This window comes from Dactylosporangium aurantiacum (assembly GCF_000716715.1).
GTDB lineage: Bacteria > Actinomycetota > Actinomycetes > Mycobacteriales > Micromonosporaceae > Dactylosporangium > Dactylosporangium aurantiacum.
Genome location: NZ_JNYJ01000025.1, coordinates 1 through 16,642, shown reverse-complemented (window position 1 = coordinate 16,642; position 16,642 = coordinate 1). Strand labels below are relative to the sequence as shown.

The 16,642-nt window shown below is 75.6% G+C and carries 19 protein-coding genes; 9 read left to right on the top strand and 10 right to left on the bottom strand.

Annotated features, from left to right (window positions below; translation table 11 throughout):
• Positions 1-30: 30 nt before the first annotated feature.
• Entirely contained in the window at positions 31-2,718 is a 2,688-nt protein-coding gene (locus OP18_RS59835) for a tetratricopeptide repeat protein (protein ID WP_211273689.1), read from the bottom strand.
• Positions 2,719-2,805: 87 nt separating this feature from the next.
• Positions 2,806-3,282 carry a hypothetical protein gene (locus OP18_RS27120; protein WP_033361888.1) on the bottom strand — a complete coding sequence of 159 codons (477 nt, stop codon included), beginning with the start codon at positions 3,280-3,282 and terminating at the stop codon, positions 2,806-2,808.
• A gap of 265 nt (positions 3,283-3,547) precedes the next feature.
• On the opposite strand from OP18_RS27120, the gene OP18_RS27115 reads away from it, so the two are divergent.
• From OP18_RS27115 to OP18_RS27075, 9 genes are all read left to right on the top strand, one after another.
• Positions 3,548-4,495 carry a 1-phosphofructokinase family hexose kinase gene (locus OP18_RS27115; protein ID WP_033361887.1) on the top strand — a complete coding sequence of 316 codons (948 nt, stop codon included), beginning with the start codon at positions 3,548-3,550 and terminating at the stop codon, positions 4,493-4,495.
• Positions 4,496-4,538: 43 nt separating this feature from the next.
• Positions 4,539-4,982 (top strand): DUF3592 domain-containing protein, encoded by a 444-nt coding sequence (locus OP18_RS27110; RefSeq protein ID WP_033361886.1) that lies wholly within the window; start codon positions 4,539-4,541, stop codon positions 4,980-4,982.
• A 197-nt stretch (positions 4,983-5,179) separates the two neighbouring features.
• Positions 5,180-6,349, top strand: a complete 1,170-nt coding sequence (locus OP18_RS27105; protein ID WP_033361885.1) for a monooxygenase — start codon at positions 5,180-5,182, stop codon at positions 6,347-6,349.
• A gap of 5 nt (positions 6,350-6,354) precedes the next feature.
• Entirely contained in the window at positions 6,355-6,987 is a 633-nt protein-coding gene (locus tag OP18_RS27100) for a TOPRIM nucleotidyl transferase/hydrolase domain-containing protein (RefSeq protein ID WP_063745605.1), read from the top strand.
• An 81-nt stretch (positions 6,988-7,068) separates the two neighbouring features.
• A complete protein-coding gene (locus OP18_RS27095; protein ID WP_033361884.1) occupies positions 7,069-7,674 on the top strand; it encodes a class I SAM-dependent methyltransferase in 606 nt (201 codons plus the stop codon).
• A complete protein-coding gene (locus tag OP18_RS59830; RefSeq protein WP_052387409.1) occupies positions 7,674-8,036 on the top strand; it encodes a DUF6928 family protein in 363 nt (120 codons plus the stop codon). Before OP18_RS27095 ends, OP18_RS59830 begins: the two co-directional genes overlap by 1 nt.
• Position 8,037: 1 nt before the next feature.
• Entirely contained in the window at positions 8,038-8,607 is a 570-nt protein-coding gene (locus OP18_RS27085; protein ID WP_033361883.1) for a GNAT family N-acetyltransferase, read from the top strand.
• 132 nt (positions 8,608-8,739) lie between these two features.
• Entirely contained in the window at positions 8,740-9,186 is a 447-nt protein-coding gene (locus OP18_RS27080) for a DUF6325 family protein (protein WP_211273688.1), read from the top strand.
• Between the two features lie 14 nt (positions 9,187-9,200).
• Positions 9,201-9,491: an SHOCT domain-containing protein gene (locus OP18_RS27075; protein WP_033361881.1), complete on the top strand. Its 291-nt coding sequence runs from the start codon at positions 9,201-9,203 to the stop codon at positions 9,489-9,491.
• 60 nt (positions 9,492-9,551) lie between these two features.
• On the opposite strand, the gene OP18_RS27070 is transcribed toward OP18_RS27075, so the two are convergent.
• The 8 genes from OP18_RS27070 to OP18_RS27035 form a co-directional block, all read right to left on the bottom strand.
• Complete coding sequence (locus OP18_RS27070; protein ID WP_033361880.1) at positions 9,552-10,895, bottom strand: chymotrypsin family serine protease; 1,344 nt, start codon at positions 10,893-10,895, stop codon at positions 9,552-9,554.
• Between the two features lie 108 nt (positions 10,896-11,003).
• A complete protein-coding gene (locus tag OP18_RS27065; protein ID WP_052387408.1) occupies positions 11,004-11,450 on the bottom strand; it encodes an arsenate reductase ArsC in 447 nt (148 codons plus the stop codon).
• Positions 11,447-12,184, bottom strand: coding sequence for an aquaporin (locus OP18_RS27060; protein ID WP_052387407.1), 738 nt, complete (start codon positions 12,182-12,184; stop codon positions 11,447-11,449). Before OP18_RS27060 ends, OP18_RS27065 begins: the two co-directional genes overlap by 4 nt.
• Positions 12,181-12,852, bottom strand: a complete 672-nt coding sequence (locus tag OP18_RS27055; RefSeq protein WP_245635531.1) for an arsenate reductase/protein-tyrosine-phosphatase family protein — start codon at positions 12,850-12,852, stop codon at positions 12,181-12,183. The genes OP18_RS27060 and OP18_RS27055 overlap by 4 nt, the downstream gene beginning before the upstream one ends.
• Positions 12,853-12,877: 25 nt before the next feature.
• Complete coding sequence (locus OP18_RS27050; RefSeq protein ID WP_033361878.1) at positions 12,878-14,140, bottom strand: MFS transporter; 1,263 nt, start codon at positions 14,138-14,140, stop codon at positions 12,878-12,880.
• Positions 14,137-15,531, bottom strand: a complete 1,395-nt coding sequence (locus tag OP18_RS27045) for an NAD(P)-binding domain-containing protein (RefSeq protein WP_033361877.1) — start codon at positions 15,529-15,531, stop codon at positions 14,137-14,139. The genes OP18_RS27050 and OP18_RS27045 overlap by 4 nt, the downstream gene beginning before the upstream one ends.
• A gap of 73 nt (positions 15,532-15,604) precedes the next feature.
• The gene (locus tag OP18_RS27040) at positions 15,605-16,108 is read right to left on the bottom strand and encodes a GNAT family N-acetyltransferase (protein WP_033361964.1); all 504 of its coding nucleotides are present in this window, start codon (positions 16,106-16,108) and stop codon (positions 15,605-15,607) included.
• Positions 16,105-16,434 carry an ArsR/SmtB family transcription factor gene (locus OP18_RS27035; RefSeq protein ID WP_033361963.1) on the bottom strand — a complete coding sequence of 110 codons (330 nt, stop codon included), beginning with the start codon at positions 16,432-16,434 and terminating at the stop codon, positions 16,105-16,107. The genes OP18_RS27040 and OP18_RS27035 overlap by 4 nt, the downstream gene beginning before the upstream one ends.
• Positions 16,435-16,642 lie beyond the last annotated feature (208 nt).

Below are 16,642 nucleotides of genomic sequence, written 5' to 3'. Positions count from 1 at the left end.
CAGCGACCGGCTCCCGTCAACGCCGCCGCCTCACCGCAGCAGCGACAGCAGCCAGAGCACCAGGCTGCTGATGGCGAGGGTGGTGGTCACCGGGCGGCGGTAGAACTGGACCTCGCTCGACGTCGCCGGGACCGGCTCGTCCGCGCGGCGCATCCGCACCGACTGGTGGCCGGAAGCGCTGTACAGCACGGTGACCCCGCGTTCGCGCATCCGGCGGACCGGGCCGCCGACGAGCGCCGACGTGACGTACTGCAGCGGCGCGATGACCACGAACCAGACCGCGAACGCGGCGATGACGAGACCGACGACGAGCGTGGCCAGCGGCGCCCGCAGCGGCCCCGACCACCAGCCGGCCGGCAGCGCGCCCTCGGCGACGAGCTGATAGTGGCGGGCCTCGCGGGTCTGCGTCCGGATGACGGTGCCGTCCGCCGCGGTGATCACCGTCCGTGCGGTGACGCCGGGCGGCAGCGCGGCCAGAAACCCGGGGTCGCCGGGCAGCAGCACCCGGGCCGAGGACGGCAGGAACGCGGGCGCCCACGCCAGGCGCGGCAGCGTCAGCACGAGACGGCAGGCGCGCACGTACCGGCGCGGCGACGGCGAGATGAGGGTGGGGATCCGGTCGAGGTCGATGGTGAGCGACACGAGACCGGTGATGAGGGCGACGAGCGGTCCGTTCGCCAGATACCACGCCAGGTAGTTCGCGCCGGCCAGGTGGAAGCCGACCGCGCTGGCCGTCACGCAGCCGAGCATCAGCGCGACGCTGCCCGCCGTCAGCCAGCGGTGCCGCCGCCGGGCCTTCGCCGCACCGGCCACGGCCGGCTCGTGTCCCGCGGCGGCCGCCAGCTCGTACCAGCGCCGCGCCTCGGCCGGGTCCTCGTCGCGCAGGGAGCGCGCGAGATTGTCCATGGCGGGGGCGTCGCCGGCCTCCGCGGCCTGCCGGAACCACCGCTGCGCCTCGATCGGGTCGCCGGCCTCCAGCAGCACGCCCAGGCTGTTCATCGCGCCGGTGTGCCCGGCCTCGGCGGCGCGGCGGCACCAGCGCTGCGCGGCCTGCGGGTCGTCCGGGTCGAACAGCCGGCGCAGCGGCGCGAACCTGGGCGTGTGCATCAGGTCGATGCCGGCGAACGTCCTCACCTCGTACGCCTGGTCCGCCTCGTCCAGCAGCAGGGCCAGCAGGTGCATCGCGTCGAGGTCGCCGGCTTCGGCGGCGCGTTCGAACCACGCCTTCGCCGTCGCCGGGTCGTCGTGCGCCGCCCGGCCCAGGCGCACCATGGCCGCAGTCGAGCCGCCGTACGCGGCCCGCTGCGTCCACACCCGCCCCGCGGCGACGTCGACCTCCTCCAGCAGCCGCCCGACGTGGTCCATCGCCTCGGCACCGCCGGCCTCAGCCGCCCGTTCGGCCCAGCCGGCGGCGTCCACCGGGTCGGCCTCGTGCCGCAGCGCCGCGAGGATCGCCATCGCCCGGGCGTCGCCCATGCCGGCCGCCGCGACCAGCCACCGGTCGCCGTCGCCCAGAACGCCCGCCATCCGCATCGCGTCGACGTCGCCCGCCTCCGCCGCCCTGACGTACCAGGCGAGCGCCGCCGTCTCGTCGACGGGCCGCAGCGACTCGGCCAGCCGGACCATGGCGTCCGGGTCGCCGGCCTCGGCGGCCCGCTCGAACCAGGTCCGGGCGGCCGGCGGATCGGTGTCGCTCAGCAGGGTCGCCAGCGCGGACATCGCCGGCGCACTGCCCGCCTCAGCGACCCGCCGCCACAGGGCCCGGGCCCGCTCGGGGTCCCGCGTCGACAGCCACGCGGCGTACCGTTGGCAGGCCTCGATCTCGTTGCTGTCCGCGGCGGCCGACAGCAGCCGCTCGACGTCCGGGTCGTCCTCGTCGAGGTGCCCGGCGAGCCGCAGCATCGCCGGCACGTGCCCGCGGTCGGCGGCGGCGGTCCAGTGCGCCGTCGCCGCCGCAAGGTCACCGCCGTCGGCCGCCAGCTCGCCGAGGTTCGTCACCGCCGGCAGGTGGTCCAGGGCGGCGGCCCGTTCCCACCAGGTCCGGGCGGCCGGCGGGTCCTCGCGCGCCAGCAGCACCCCGAGGCTGTTCATCGCGTCCGGGTCGCCGGCCGCGGCGGCCCGTTCGAGCCACCCGCGCCCCTCCTCCCGCCGGTCGGGCCACAGCAGGTTGCCGAGCAGGTCCATGGCCTGCGGGTGCCCGGCCAGCGCGGCGCGGCGCAGCCAGTCCTCGGCCGCCGCGGCGTCACCGGTCGACGTCGCCACCCACCCCAGGACGGTCATCGCCGCCGGGTCGCCGGCCTCGGCCCGCGGCGTGACGACCCCCAGCGCCAGCTCCAGCCGTCGCTCCGCCCGGGCGGTGCGCAGGATCGCCATCAACGCCTCGCTGCGGTGCTCGTCCCGCACCACGGCCACCCACATCGCGTCCGGCACCGGCACCGTCGTCGACAGCAGCGGGTGGGCGCTGAGCCGCCCGTCGTCGTCCCGGGTGACCAGCGGTGGCCCGGCGGGCACCGGCCCCAGCACCCAGGCGAGCGCGTCCGCGAAGTCGTCCGGCCCGAGCCCGGCCAGCTCGGCCGCCGTCGCCTCCGGCACCCCCCGCGCGGCACCCGCGTCCCTCCAGTTGATCACCGTGGTGAGCAACCCGATCCGGCCGCCGTCGGGTTCCTCGGCCGCGATCCGGGTCGCGAACGCGGCGTGCGCGTACTCCGCCCCTGGCATGACCGTCATGGTCCCACGACCGCGGAGCACCCTGCGGTGATCATGCGCGCCGGAGTGCCCGGACGGGGCCGGTGCGGGCCGGGCGGCTCAGCCCGCGCCGGGGGCGGCGCGCACCGGGGACGGGGTGGCCGCGCGTGGCCGGACGAGCCGCACGCCGGCGACGATCCGGACGGCGGCCTCCACGAGCAGCACCCAGGTGCCGATGGTGAAGTGGATGGACGCGTCCGTGGCCGCCAGGGAGCCGTGCACCACGGCCAGGAACGCGTGCAGGGCCGTCATCACGACGAACACCCAGACCAGCCACCGCGGGGCGCGCGAGCCGCGGGCGACGGTGGACAGCAGCAGCGCCACCATCACCGCGATGTCGAAGCCGATGAGGAAGATGGTGTTGTCGTCGGCGAAGGAGACGTAGTCGACGTAGTCGACGCGCACGTCGGTACCCGGTGGGAAGGTGACCTCGTCGCGGGCGGTGATCGGCACCATGAGGCTGAACAGGCCCAGGGCGGCGGCTGCGGTCAGTTGTGCCGGTACCGCCCGGGGCGCCACGGTGGAGTGCTGCGTCATGCCGCCGGTTGTACCGGGGCCGCACCGGCCCCCGCGCCGCCCGGACCCGGCGGCGGGCGCCGGCGGCCTGGTCACGGCCCGTGCCCCGGATTCCCGGACCGGGCCGGTGCGGGGCAGGTGCGGGCCCGGCGACGTCGTCCAGGTGGACCTCGTCCCGCGCGCCGGCCGGAGACCGTCGACCCGGTGGCGCGGGTCGCGGCGAACCCGCCGCGGTGGGTCTGATCGTCCACCGGGAGGGTACCTGGACCTGGTGACTGGCAAGGTGATGGTGTTCGCCCCCGCGCCGGTGCTGACCGTGACCGTCGAGCAGACCGCCGAGGTGCCCGACCTGCACGTCCACCCCGGCGGGCAGGGGGTGTGGCAGGCCCGGATGGCGGCCATTCTCGGCAGCGACGTCACCCTGTGCGTCAGTGTCGGCGGGGAGACCGGAGGGCTCGTCGACACGCTCCTCGCCGGGCTGGAGGTCACCGTCAGGTCGGTGCGGCGCCCGGCCGGCAGCGGCTGGTACGTCCACGACCGCCGCGCAGGCGCCCGCCGGGAGATCGCCGCGTGGCCCGGGGCGCCGCTGCAACGGCACGACCTGGACGACCTGTACACGATCGCCCTCGCCGAAGGGCTGCGCAGCGACGTGACGGTGCTGAGCGGCCCGGCCGACCCGCGCGTCGTGCATCCCGACGTGTACCGGCGGCTCAGCACCGACCTGACCGCGAACGGGGCCCGGGTCGTCGCCGACCTCTCCGGCGAGCACCTCGCCGCGGTCCTGCGCGGCAAGGCGTCGTTCGTGAAGGTGAGCCACGAGGAGCTGCTGCGCGACGGCCGTGCCGCGACCGACGCCGAGGAGACACTGGTCGCCGCCGGCCGGACCCTGCTGCGGGACGGTGCCGGCGCGGCCCTGGTCAGCCGCGCCGGCGACCCGGCGCTGGCGTTCATCGACGGTACGGTCCAGCGCGTGCACGTGCCGCCGCTGCAGATCAAGGAGCACCGCGGCGCCGGCGACTCGATGTCGGCGGCGGTCGCCGCGGTCCTCTCCCACGGCGGTGACCTCAGCGAGGCGATCCGGACCGGCGCGGCGGCCGGCGCGCTCAACGTCACCCGGCACGGCCTCGGCACCGGCCGCGCCGACGCCATCCACGAGCTGCTCGCCCGGGTCCGGCTCGAACCGCTCGAACCGCCGGACGAACGCCCGCGGCCGACCGGCGCCGCGGCCGGGTGAGCGGCCGCGTTTCGATCGGCGGGGTGGCGGGAACGCCGCCGTCATGGGCCTCCTCCGTCGCCGCGCGCCGCACCCGCTGCTGTTCGCCGCCCTCGGTGTCGTCGTCGGGCTGGTGTTCGCCACGATCGCGTACCGGACCTGGAGCCGCGACCGGGACCTGCGGGAGCACGGCGCGCAGACCGGCGCCCGCGTCGTCGAGGTCACCGGCAGCGGCAAGGGCCGGCGGGTGTACGTCGAGTTCACCGCCGGCGGCCGGCAGGTCCGTGCCGAGGTCGAGGGCCGCAGCGACACCGCCGGTGCCAGGGTCGGCGACGAGCTGCCGGTCCGCTACGACACCCGCGACCCGGCGCGCGACGTGTACGACGCCCGCCGCTCCGACCAGTACAAGCTGGCGTACCTGACGGGGGCGTGCGCGCTCGTCGGGCTGGTCGGCGCCCCGGCGATCGCCTGGTTCGCGCTGCGCCGCCGGCAGCCCGCCGCCGCGTGAGGCTGCGACGATCGACGAGCACCTCGGCAACGTCGCGGCCGGGCGGCTCGACCTCGCCACCTCGCCGATGATCTCCGCCTGGGGACGCAAACCCTGACGGCTTTTCGCACATTCGGCACGGTTCAGGGGGATCCCGGATGTGCCGGACCGCCAGGTGCGAGCATCATCGATGCCTGTCGAACACGGGGAGGTACCACATGCACCAGTCGCTCCGACTCGCCGCCGCGCTCACGGCGGCCGTCCTGGTCGCGTCCTGCGGCACGGGCGCCGGCCCGGTGAAGGACCCGCAACCGGCCGCCACGACGTCCGCCGGGTCGCACGCCGGGCACTTCTCGGCGCCACCGGCACAGCCGCTGCGGGCCGGCGAACGCTTCCAGGAGCTGGCCATGCCGGCCCAGTACACGCCGAAGGCGCCCAACGGCGGCACCGACGAGTACCGCTGCTTCCTCGTCGACCCGAAGCTCACCAAGGAGGCGTACCTGACCGGCAGCCAGTTCCTGCCGCAGAACGCCGACATCGTGCACCACGCGATCTTCTTCCGCATCGGCCCCGGCGCCGCCGACGAGGCCCGCCGGCTCGACGACGGCACCCCCGGCGACGGCTGGACCTGCTTCGGCGACTCCGGCGTGGCCGGCGACACGTGGGTCGCGTCGTGGGCGCCCGGCGCCAACGAGACGCTGCTGGCGCCGAACCTCGGCTACCCGATGCCGCCCGGCAGCCTCATGGTCATGCAGATCCACTACAACCTGCTGGCCACCGGCGGCAAGGCCGGCGGCGCCGACCGCTCCAGCATCCGGCTGCGGCTCAACGACACCACCGCCGTGATGACCCCGCTGCAGACGTCGCTGCTGCCCGCCCCCATCGAACTGCCGTGCACGCCGGGGGAGTCTGGCCCGCTGTGCGACCGCGCCGCCGCCGTCGCCGACGTCACCCAGCGCTTCGGCGCCGAGGTCGGCGGCCAGGCCGAGCAGCTCGTCAAGCTCTGCAACCGGGGCCGGCCGGTGACCGCCGGACCGACCCAGCACTGCGACCGCCCCATCTCCCGCGCCGGCACCGTCCACGCCGTCGCCGGCCACATGCACCTGCTCGGCCGCGCCATCACGATCGAGCTGAACCCGGGCACACCCGGCGCGCGGACCCTGCTGGACGTGCCCCGGTACAACTTCGACGACCAGGCGATCCACCCGCTCGGCGAGCCCGTCGCGGTCAAGCCCGGCGACACGCTGCGGGTCACCTGCACCCACGACGCCGGGCTGCGCGCGCAGCTGCCGCAGCTGCGCGGCACCGCACCCCGCTACGTCGTGTGGGGCGACGGCACCAGCGACGAGATGTGCCTCGGCCTGGTCATCATGACCGGCGGATCGTGAACGCCGTGGACGCCGCCACCCGCCGCGCGCTGGCCGGGCAGACACTCGGCGGGTACGCGCACGGCCCCGACGCGCCGCTGCGGGCCACGGCGCGGGCGCTGGCGAAGGTCGGCGCCGCCGCGGCGTTGATCCTCGTGGAGGGCGTCAGCGACCAGGTCGCGGTGGAGACCGCCGCCGCGGCCCGGGGCCGGGACCTCGACGCCGACGGGGTCGTGGTCGTGCCGATCGGCGGCGCCCACGCGATCGGCCGCTTCCTCGGCACGCTCGGCCCGGCGGGCACCGCGCTGCGGCTCGCCGGGCTGTGCGACCTGCGGGAGGCGGAGCTGTTCCGGCGCGGCCTGGCCGGCGCCCATCGGGCCACGGTGCACGTCTGCGTCGAGGACCTGGAGGACGAGCTGATCCGGGCCCTGGGCGTCGCCGCCGTCGAGGCGCTGTGCGACACCCAGGGCGACCTGACGTCGCTGCGCTCCCTGCAGCGCCAGCCCGCCTGGCGCGACCAGCCGCCCGACGCGCAGCTGCGCCGGTTCCTGGGCAGCGGCGCGCGGCGCAAGCAGCGCTACGCCAGGCTGCTGGTCGACGCGGCGGCCGTCCACGGCACGGTGCCGGCGCCGCTGGACGCGCTGCTCACCGCCGTCTGAACGCCGGCGCGTCCCCGGTGCCGGTGCCGTTCGGGCGCCGCCAGGTGGTCATCGCGCCGCTGGTCTCCCTATAGTCGCCCGGTGAACGTGGATCACGTCCGGGACGCGTACGCCTCCGTCGCAGACCTGTACATCAGCCTGTTCGGCACCAGCGAGCAGGTGCACGCCGACGACCTCGCCTTCATCGGACGCCACCTGGCGGCGGTGCCCGGCCCGGTGCTCGACGTCGGCTGCGGCCCCGGCCACATCACCGCCTACCTGCGCTCCCTGGGCGCCGACGCCGGCGGGATCGACCTGGTGCCGGAGTTCATCGCGTACGCCGAGGCGACCCACCCCGGCGTGCCCTACCGGCTCGGCTCGATGCAGCGCCTCGACGTCGAGGACGCGTCCCTCGGCGGCGTCCTCGCCTGGGGCTCGCTGATCCACTACCCGCCGGCCGAGCTCGACGGCGTCCTCGCCCAGCTGCGGCGGGTCACCGCCCCGGGCGGCACCCTCGTCGTCGGCTTCTTCGACGGTACCGACGTCGCCGCCTTCGACCACAAGGTCACGACCGCCTACCGGTGGCCCGCCGACGAGCTCTCCACGCGGCTCGCCCGCGCCGGCTTCACAGAGATCGACCGCGACCACCGGCCGGGCGACGAGACCCGCCGCTCGCACGCCGCCATCGCCGCCACGGCGGCCCGCTGATGGGCGCGAAGACCGCGGTCGTGGCCTACCCGAGCACCGGGCACAGCGTCGTGGACTGGCTGGCGTTCGCCGTGTGGGACGACGGCCGGCTGGTCCGGTCCCTGAGCCTCGCCCCGGACCACGGCGTCATCGAGGACCTCGGCGACCCGCTGCCGTACTGGCGCGGCGAGCACCCCGTCGACCCGCACCCGGACCCGTACCCGCTGCCATTCCACCCGCTCGACCTCGGCGAACGGGCGCTGGTGGAGCTGTTCGGCTTCTACGCCGAGGGCCTGCTGAGCGGCGACGCGCCGGAGCCGCCGGTGGACGCCTGGGAGGTCGAGCTGCCCGGGTTCCGCTGGCGCGACGGCGAGGACGGCTGAGGTGCCGGAGCTGATCGCGCCGACGAGCCGGCTGCACGCCGCGTGGCTGGAGGCGCGCGACGAGTGGGGCCTCGGCGCCCACCAACCCGGCTCGGGGCTGCCGTCCGCCGACGACGTGGACTCCGCCGAGGGGTTCGCCGCGTGGGCACGCTGGCTGCGCCAGCAGGCCGACGAGTCGGCGCCGGTGGCCGAGGGCCGGGTGCACGCCACGTACTGGTGGATCGTGCAGGACGACCGGTACCTCGGCGCGATCACGTTGCGGCACCGGCTCAACGACTTCCTGCTGCGCGCCGGTGGTCACATCGGCTACGGGCTGCGCCCCTCGGCGCGCCGGCGCGGCGTGGCGACGTGGGCGCTGGGCGCGGTGCTGGCGGCGGCGGCCGGGCGCGGGATGGACCGGGTGCTCGTCACCTGCGCCGACGACAACGTCGCCTCGGCGCGCACGATCGAGGGCAACGGCGGCGTGCTGGAGGACGTGCGCGACACGGAGCTCGGCCGGACCCGCCGGTACTGGATCGACCTGACGGCCGCGGTGCCGCACAGCGCCTCCGGCCGCCGGCACCGCGGCTGAGCGGTCAGCGGGTGTCGCCCCGGACGTCGCCGGTCGTGTGGCTCGGCGCTGGGCCCGGACGATGACGGCGGCGGGGGCGGTCACCCGGTGCGGATGACGCAGGGGCAGGCCGGGCAGCGGCATCGTTGGCTCATGCGGGATCTCGATACGATGGGGCCGGTCGACTACCTGGTGGTGGAGTTTCCGGAGGGCCGGCTCACCGGCGAAGGGTTCCCGCTGCTCGTCGACCTGGTCGATCGCGGCATCATCAGGATCCTCGATCTCGTCTTCGTCGGCAAGCGCGCCGACGGCACGGTCGAAGGGCTCGAGCTGACCGATCTCGACCAGGACGGCACGCTGGACCTGCTGATGTTCGAGGGGGTCAGCACCGGGCTGGTCGACGCGGACGACCTCGCGGAGGCGGCCGACGTCCTCAGCCCGGGCAGCATCGCGGCGATCCTCGTGTACGAGAACCGCTGGGCCGCCCCGCTGGCCTCGGCGCTGCGCCGGGGCGGCGGCCAGCTCGTCGCGGGCGGACGGATCCCGGTACAGGCGCTGCTCGCGGCCGTCGAGCGCATCGACGCCGAAGCCAGCCGATAGGAGGACACCGCACCATGCCAGGGCTTCTTCGCGGCATCGCCCGCACCACCGTGGTGGCCGGCACCGCGACCGCCGTGTCGAACCGGGTCTCCCGGCGGCAGGCCGGCCGGTGGGCGGCGCAGGACCAGCAGGCCGCGTACAACCAGCCGCAGGGCGCGTACAACCAGCCGCAGGGCGCGTACGCCGCCGGGAGCGACACGTCGGACCGGCTCGCGCAGCTGCAGCAGCTCGGCGCGCTCAAGGCGCAAGGAGTGCTCACCGAGGCCGAGTTCGAACAGCAAAAGGCCCGGATCCTCAACAGCTGAGCCGTATGTACGTCCCGCGACCGGGGCCCGCGCCGGTGCCCGGGCGGGCCCCGGATTGGATCACGCCCCGTTCACCTGCAGGCCGGAGAACGGTGCCATCGCCTTGCGGATCGAGGTGAACGAGACACCCCGCGAGCAGCTGACGGTGCTGGGCTGCGCGCCGTAGTGGCCGTACAGCGGGTTGGCGCACTGCCCCGTCTGGCCGTAGGAGCCGTGGATGATTCCGGCGGCGTAGACGTTGGTGTTGTTGTCGGCGTTGACGAACACCGGGCCGCCGCTGTCACCGGCCATGGTGATCCATTCGTCGGCGCGCGACAGGGCCGAGATGGTGTTGAAGCAGACCGTGGTGCCGTCGGCTATGCCCGGCACGTTGCTGTACACGCACTCCGAGTCGTTGTCCTTGACGATCTGGATGCTGCACCGCACCCCGGTCACCGCCGGGGACATGCAGACCCAGCTGTTGGTGCTGGACTCGTGGGTGCCGCGCACCAGCTTCTGGAACTGGTTCGCCTGGAACACCCCCGGACCGTCGAACATCCTGCTGTCGGAGCCGCCGCTGCCGGTGGTGACGACGAACAGCGCGTCGTACCCGCGCCACTTGCCGTCCGACTGCCGGGTGATGGACTCGCCGGCGCCCCAGCCGAGGTAGTGGCCGTCGCCGCTGTACCAGTTCGACCCGAGGGCGCCGCAGTGCCGGGCGGTGGCGGTGAACTGCTCGTTGTTCGGGAAGCGCACCGACCAGCCCGCGGTGCACGCCGGTCCGCCGACGCCGTCGCGCATGATCAGGCCGCCGGCGTAGAACGGTGCGCTGTCCGCCTCGCGGGTGTACATCTGCGCCGGCTCGGCGGTGACCACGGTGACCCCGCCGGCGCGGACGGCCGCCCGCAGGTTCGGCGCGTCGGCGCCCGGCGTCACGCCGGCCCCGAACGCCGTCACCCCGGCCGCCGGCCGGACGCTGACCGTGATGCCGCTGCCGTCCGTCGCCGGGCTGACGCGCGCGATCCTGGCGGCCTGCGCGTCGCGGAGGATGAGCTCGCGCTTCGCCTCCACCTCGGTGGCGGAGTAGCGGGCCGGGTGCACGACCACCTTGATGCCGCGGGCCTTGGCGGCATCGAGGACACCGGCCTCCGGACCGCTCGGCGTGCCTTTCCAGTACAGCGTCAGGGTCCTGGTGACCACGTCGATGCTGTGGTTGCTGTACCCGGAGGCGGGGTTCGTCGCCGCCGCGTCGCGGATCGCCAGGCCGGCGGTGTTGAGCGGCTCCTGTGCCGCCATCACCTGCGCCCAGGAGGTGTACCCGGCCGGCAGGCCGGCCGTCGGCGGGGCCGCCTGAGCGGCCTGTGGCAGCGCGACCAGGCTGCCGCCCAGCAGGAGGAGGAGGGGTAGGACTCTGCTGCGTCTCATGGTGCTCCCCGTGGACATGGGGCAGCCTGGGCGCGGCGTCGGGCCTCGCGTCCGCCGCCCCGTTCGGCGAATGCTGGGCCGGACGCTACGAGACGGCGGCGAGACGTGTCAATGGTTCGATGCGTGGCCCGCGTCGGTGCCGGGCCGGGCGGTGCCGGCGGACAGCTCGATGAGCAGCTGCTCGACGCGGGCCCTGATGGCGTCGCGGATCGGGCGGACGGCGGCGAGGTCCCGGCCGGCGGGGTCGTCGAGCTGCCAGTCGAGGTAGCGCTTGCCCGGGAAGACGGGGCAGGCGTCGCCGCAGCCCATGGTGACGAGCACGTCGGAGGCCTCGGCGGTGGCGTGGTCGAGCCGGCGCGGGGTGCTGGCGGTGATGTCGATGCCGACCTCCCGCATCGCCTCGACCACGACCGGGTTGAGCCGGTCGGCGGGGGCCGAGCCGGCGGAGCGGACCTCGACGGTGCCGCCCGCCAGGTGCCGCAGCCAGCCGGCGGCCATCTGGGAACGGCCGGCGTTGTGCACGCAGACGAACAGGACGCTGGGCTTGGCACTCATGACGGCTCCACGGGCGACGCGACAGGGGACAGGGCGGGGGCCGGGGCGACCGCGGCGACCGGGTACAGCGCCAGCAGCAGCCCGACACCCACGATGAGGCCGGCGAGCTGGGCGGCGACGAAGGCCGGCACCGACGCCGGGGCGATCCCGGCGAACGTGTCGGTGAACGCCCGGCCGACGGTGACGGCGGGGTTGGCGAAGCTGGTGGAGGACGTGAACCAGTAGGCGCCGCCGATGTACGCGCCGACCGCGGCGGGCGCGACCGGCAGCCGGCCGGCGCGGGCGAGGGCGAAGACCAGCAGGATCAGCCCGGCGGTCGCGACCACCTCGCCGAGCCACAGGTGCCCCGCCGCCCGGTGCGTGCCGGAGGCGGTGACCGCCGGCAGGCCGAACATCAGGTTCGCCAGGACCGCGCCGCCGATCGCGCCGGTGGTCTGGGCCGCCACGTACCCGGCGAGATCCCGGGCGGGCAGGCCGGCGCCGGTACGGCGGCCGAGGTACCAGTCGGCGGCGGACACCACAGGGTTGAGGTGGGCGCCGGACACGGGGCCGACCATGAGGATCAGCGAGGCGAGCGCGAACGCGGTCGCGACCGAGCTCTCCAGCAGCCGCAGCCCGGCGTCGCCGGGGGAGAGGGTGGCGGCCATGATGCCGGAGCCGACGACGGCGGTGACGAGCAGCAGCGTCCCGGCGAATTCGGCCAGCAGCCGGCGCCACAGTGCGGGGCGGGTCACCGGGCGGGCACCACGGCGGGCGCGAGGCGCTCGATGCGGCCGGCCAGCTCGGCGAACGTCGCCTCGAACGCGGCGTCGGTGTCGGCGGGCGCGGGAACGGACCAGTGCAGCCGCGGCCGGACGCCCCGGGTGAGGCCCTCGTGGGCGTTGTCGCAGACGGCGACGACGAGGTCGGTGTCATGCACGACGTCGGTGATGTGCGCGGTGCCGGTCGCGTCGAGGTGCAGCCCGTGCCGGCGGGCGACGGCCACGGCGCGCGGGTGGACCCTGGCCGCGGGGTGCGTCCCGGCGGACGCGGCGGGGATCTCGGGCTGCAGCCGCTGGAGCACCCGGCCGGTCCAGATCGCGGCGGCCAGCTGCGAGCGGGCCGAGTTGTGCGTGCACACGAACACGACGCGCGGCACCGGTGCCAGCACTGGCGCGGCGAGGCGGGCCAGGGTGTCCGGCTCGAGGCGCAGGTAGGTGCGGCGGCGGTCGCCCTCGGAGCGGACCCGGGTGAGCAGGCCCGCGTCGTGCAGCACGTTGACGTGGTGGGCGACGAGGTTGGTCGGCAGGTCCAGCGCGCGGGCGATCTCGCCGGGGGAGGCGTCGCCGAGGGTGAGCGTGTCGACGACGGCCAGCCGGGCCGGGTCGCCGAGCGCGGCGTGCACCCGTGCCCGTCGCTCCACCGAAGAAAGGTCAACGTTCATTGACTCAATGTTCGCTGATCGGTCTGGACGGTGTCAAGGCGAGGATGCCGGCGGCGGCGACCAGACCGGCCGCGCCGATCGTGAGCAGCACCGGGGTGGAGCTGCCCGTCATCGTGTACAGGGCGGCGGCGCCGAGCGGTGCGCCGGCCTTGGCGAGGGTGACCGGGGCGGCGAGGGTGCCCGCGATGCTGGCGTAGGCGGCGGTGCCGTACCGCTCGGCGAGCAGCGCGGGCGTGGCGAGGCTGGCGATGCCGAACCCGAGGCCGAACCCGGTGACCGCCACGACCGCCCCGGCCCGGCTGGCGCCGGCGAACGGCAGGCCGGCCGCGGCGACGGCCTGCACGGTGAACACGGCCGCGACGACCCGGTGCAGCGGCAGGCGGCGCTGGGCGCCGGTGAGGGCGAGCCGGCCGGTGACGGACAGCACGCCGAGCAGGCCGGCGACCGTGGCGGCGAACGTGGCGGGGTGGCCCGCGGCGACGAGGAACCCGACGAGGTGCACGGTCATCGCGCTCATCGCCGCGCCGTGGGCGACGAACGCGACCGCCAGGCACCAGAACCGCCCGTCACGCAGTGCCGCCCGCACCGCGGCGCCGCGGTCCACCGTGGACGGTCCGGCGCCGGTCCCGCCGGAACCCGCCGGGGCCGGCGGCCGGCGCACGACCAGGCCGTGCAACGGCACGGCCACGGCGGCGTACCCGGCGGCGAGGACGAGCAGGGTGGCGCGCCAGCCGTACCGGTGCTCCAGGACCCCGGTGAGCGGCATGAAGACGGTGCTGGCGAACCCGGCCACGACGATCATGCCGAGCAGCGCGCGGGGCCGGCGGGCCGGGTCGAACCACGACACGATGACGGCCGTGGCGGGCTCGTACAGTGCCAGCGCCATGGCGGCGCCGAGGCCGAGGAACACCGCGTACAGCTGCCACACGGCACGCACCTGGGAGCAGGCGGCGAGCAGGGTGGCGCCGGCGAGCGAGCCGGTCGTCATGAGCGCCCGGCCGCCGTGGCGGTCCAGCCACCGGCCGGCGGGGACCGCGGTGGCGGCGGAGGCGAGCAGCGCGGTGGTGACGGCGCCGGTGACGGCGGTCGTCGAGGTGTGCAGGCCGGCGGCGATCGGGTGCAGCAGGACCGCGAACGCGTAGTAGAGGCAGCCGTAGCCGGCGGTCTGGGTCACCGCGAACGCCGCCACGATCCGCCAGCCGTGCCACGCCGCCGGACGCCGGCCCCCGGCCGTCACGCCGGGGGCCGGCGGGGTCGTGGCCGTCACCCGCAGCAGCCGCCCGCCTGCGCCGCGCCGGTGGCCGCCGGCACCGCCGTCAGGGGCAGCGGGGCGGACAGCAGCCCACCGGCGAGGCCCGTCGCCAGGCCGCGGCTGCCCGAGGTGTCGGCGGTGGCGTCGGCGGTACCGCAGCAGCCGCCGGACGCCTCCGCGGGAGCGCTGGAGCACACGCCGGTCGCCGGCAGGTCGAGCTGGACGTCGCGGGCCGCGGCCCAGTCCCCGGCGAGCGCGGCGGCGACCGAGCGGGCCTGCTCGTAACCGGTCGCGAGGAGGAACGTCGGGGCGCGGCCGTAGCTCTTCACGCCGATGGCGTAGAAGCCGGGCTCGGGGTGGGCGAGCTCGTCGACGCCGTGCGGCGGGACGGTGCCGCACGAGTGCTCGTTGGGGTCGATGAGCGGGGCGAGGGCGCGGGTGGAGCCGAGGACCGGGTCCAGGTCCAGCCGCAGCTCGGCGACGAACCGGTGATCGGGGCGGAACCCGGTCGCCGACACGATGCGGTCCGCGACGACGGTGCGGGCACCGTCGGACACCTCGACCGCGCCGTCGGGCAGGACGGTGAGGGTCTGCACGGAGAATCCGGTGACGAGCTGGACGCGGCCGGCGTCGACGTGCTCGCGCAGCCGGGTGCCGATCGCGCCGCGGGCCGGCAGGGCGTCGGCGGTCCCGCCGCCGTAGGTGCGCGCCGGGGTCGCCGCGCGGATCGCCCAGGTGATCGCGGTGCCGGGGACCTGCGCGGCGAGGTCGGCCAGGGCGAGCAGGGTGTTGGCGGCGGAGTGCCCGGCGCCGACGACCAGGGTGCGCCTGCCGGCGAACCGGTCCCGGTCGGCACCGAGGACGTCGGGCAACGCGTGCTCGACGTACGGGGCGGCCCCGGCCTCGCCGTGCGCGGGGATGCCGGACGCGCCGAGGACGTTGGGCGTGGCCCAGGTGCCCGAGGCGTCGATGACGGCCCGGGCGTGCAGGTCGGTGCCGTCGGCGAGCCGGACCAGGAACGGCGTGCGGTCCCGGCCGGCGGTGCGCAGCCGGTCCAGGCCGAGCCGGGTCACGGCCACGACCCGCGCGCCGTACCGGATGTGCGGCTTGAGCTCGGGCAGGCCGGCGAGGGGGCGCAGGTAGTCGGCGGCGAGCTGCCCGCCGGTCGGCAGGTCCTCCGGGGAGGGCTCGACCCAGCCCGCGGCGGTGAGCAGCCGGCGGGCGGCGGCGTCGACGTCGAACCGCCACGGCGAGAACAGCCGCACGTGCCCCCACTGGCGCACCGCGGCGGCCGGGCCGTCACCGGCCTCGAGCACGACGAACGGCAGGCCGCGCTCGTGCAGGCGCACCGCGGCGGCGAGCCCGACGGGGCCGGCACCGATGACGGCGACGGGGAGAACGCTCATGATGGTAGCTCCTGTATCTAGATGAAATTCGAAATACGAGCGTGCAAGGCGCTCGGGCCGGACGCGGCGAGGGTCAGATGCGGGGGCTGCGGCGCTCGACGAAGATGACGTCGCGCCACGCGTTGCCGTGCGCGGGGTGCCGGCCGATCCGCTCGCGGACGCCGACCTCGCGGAAGCCGGCGGCGCGGTGCAGGGCCCGGCTGGCGGCGTTGTCGGGGAAGACGCCGGACTGGATGGTCCAGATCCCGGCGGCCTCGGTGGAGTCGATGAGCGCGTCGAGCAGGGCCCGTCCCGCGCCGCGGCCGCGGGCCGCCTCGGCGACGTACACGGAGTGTTCGACCACGCCGGCGTACACCTGCCGGGCCGACACCGCCGACACGGCGACCCAGCCCAGGACCGCGCCGGTAGGGCCGGTCGCGACGAGACGGTGCGCCGGCAGCCGGGTCGCGTCGAACGTCTCCCACGACGGCGCGGTCACCTCGAAGCTGGCGTTGCCGGCGTCCAGGCCCGCCTGGTAGATCGCCAGCACCGCGCCGGCGTCGGCGGCGGTCATCGGGCGGATGGTCAGGTCGCTCATCGGCACTCTCCGGTGGCGCTCGGTGCGGGCCTGCCCATCACGACGTCGGCGGCGGAGGGGAAGCAGGCGACGCAGGCGGTGTTGATCCGGTAGTGCCGGGCCGTGCCGACCGCCTCGACCAGCACGAACCGCACGTCGGTGAGGATCTTCAGGTGCTGCGAGACGGTCGACTGGGCGAGCCCGACCGCGGCGACGAGCTCGCCGACGCTCAACGGGCGGCCCTGGCGCGCCAGGTACTCGACGATCTGGACCCGGGACGGGTCGGCGAGGGCGCGGAACCAGGAGGCGTACTCCTCCGCGACCGCGCGGTCCAACAGTCCGTCCACCACGTCCCCGGTTCATCGTCCATCGCCGATCAACGATCGAAGCATACCCCATCGCACCCTTCCGTCAGATGTCTTGACGTCCGTCGAATCAACGGTTGCACGCTGATTTGAGATCTGTCAACCTAGAGGCATGTCGAAACAGGCGCTGACGCTCACGGACCTCACCGCGGACGCGGCGTGCTGCCCGCCGATCGCGCGGCACCGGCTG

Excerpts from the sequence above, each read along its gene's own strand:
- OP18_RS27105 (WP_033361885.1), top strand. The coding sequence starts at position 5,180 with ATGCACCAGTCGCTCCGACTCGCCGCCGCGCTCACGGCGGCCGTCCTG.
- OP18_RS27110 (WP_033361886.1), top strand. The coding sequence starts at position 4,539 with ATGGGCCTCCTCCGTCGCCGCGCGCCGCACCCGCTGCTGTTCGCCGCC.
- OP18_RS27120 (WP_033361888.1), bottom strand. The coding sequence starts at position 3,282 with ATGACGCAGCACTCCACCGTGGCGCCCCGGGCGGTACCGGCACAACTG.
- OP18_RS27070 (WP_033361880.1), bottom strand. The coding sequence starts at position 10,895 with ATGAGACGCAGCAGAGTCCTACCCCTCCTCCTCCTGCTGGGCGGCAGC.
- OP18_RS27075 (WP_033361881.1), top strand. The coding sequence starts at position 9,201 with ATGCCAGGGCTTCTTCGCGGCATCGCCCGCACCACCGTGGTGGCCGGC.
- OP18_RS27115 (WP_033361887.1), top strand. The coding sequence starts at position 3,548 with ATGGTGTTCGCCCCCGCGCCGGTGCTGACCGTGACCGTCGAGCAGACC.
- OP18_RS27065 (WP_052387408.1), bottom strand. The coding sequence starts at position 11,450 with ATGAGTGCCAAGCCCAGCGTCCTGTTCGTCTGCGTGCACAACGCCGGC.
- OP18_RS59835 (WP_211273689.1), bottom strand. The coding sequence starts at position 2,718 with ATGCCAGGGGCGGAGTACGCGCACGCCGCGTTCGCGACCCGGATCGCG.
- OP18_RS27045 (WP_033361877.1), bottom strand. The coding sequence starts at position 15,531 with ATGAGCGTTCTCCCCGTCGCCGTCATCGGTGCCGGCCCCGTCGGGCTC.
- OP18_RS59830 (WP_052387409.1), top strand. The coding sequence starts at position 7,674 with ATGGGCGCGAAGACCGCGGTCGTGGCCTACCCGAGCACCGGGCACAGC.
- OP18_RS27080 (WP_211273688.1), top strand. The coding sequence starts at position 8,740 with ATGCGGGATCTCGATACGATGGGGCCGGTCGACTACCTGGTGGTGGAG.
- OP18_RS27040 (WP_033361964.1), bottom strand. The coding sequence starts at position 16,108 with ATGAGCGACCTGACCATCCGCCCGATGACCGCCGCCGACGCCGGCGCG.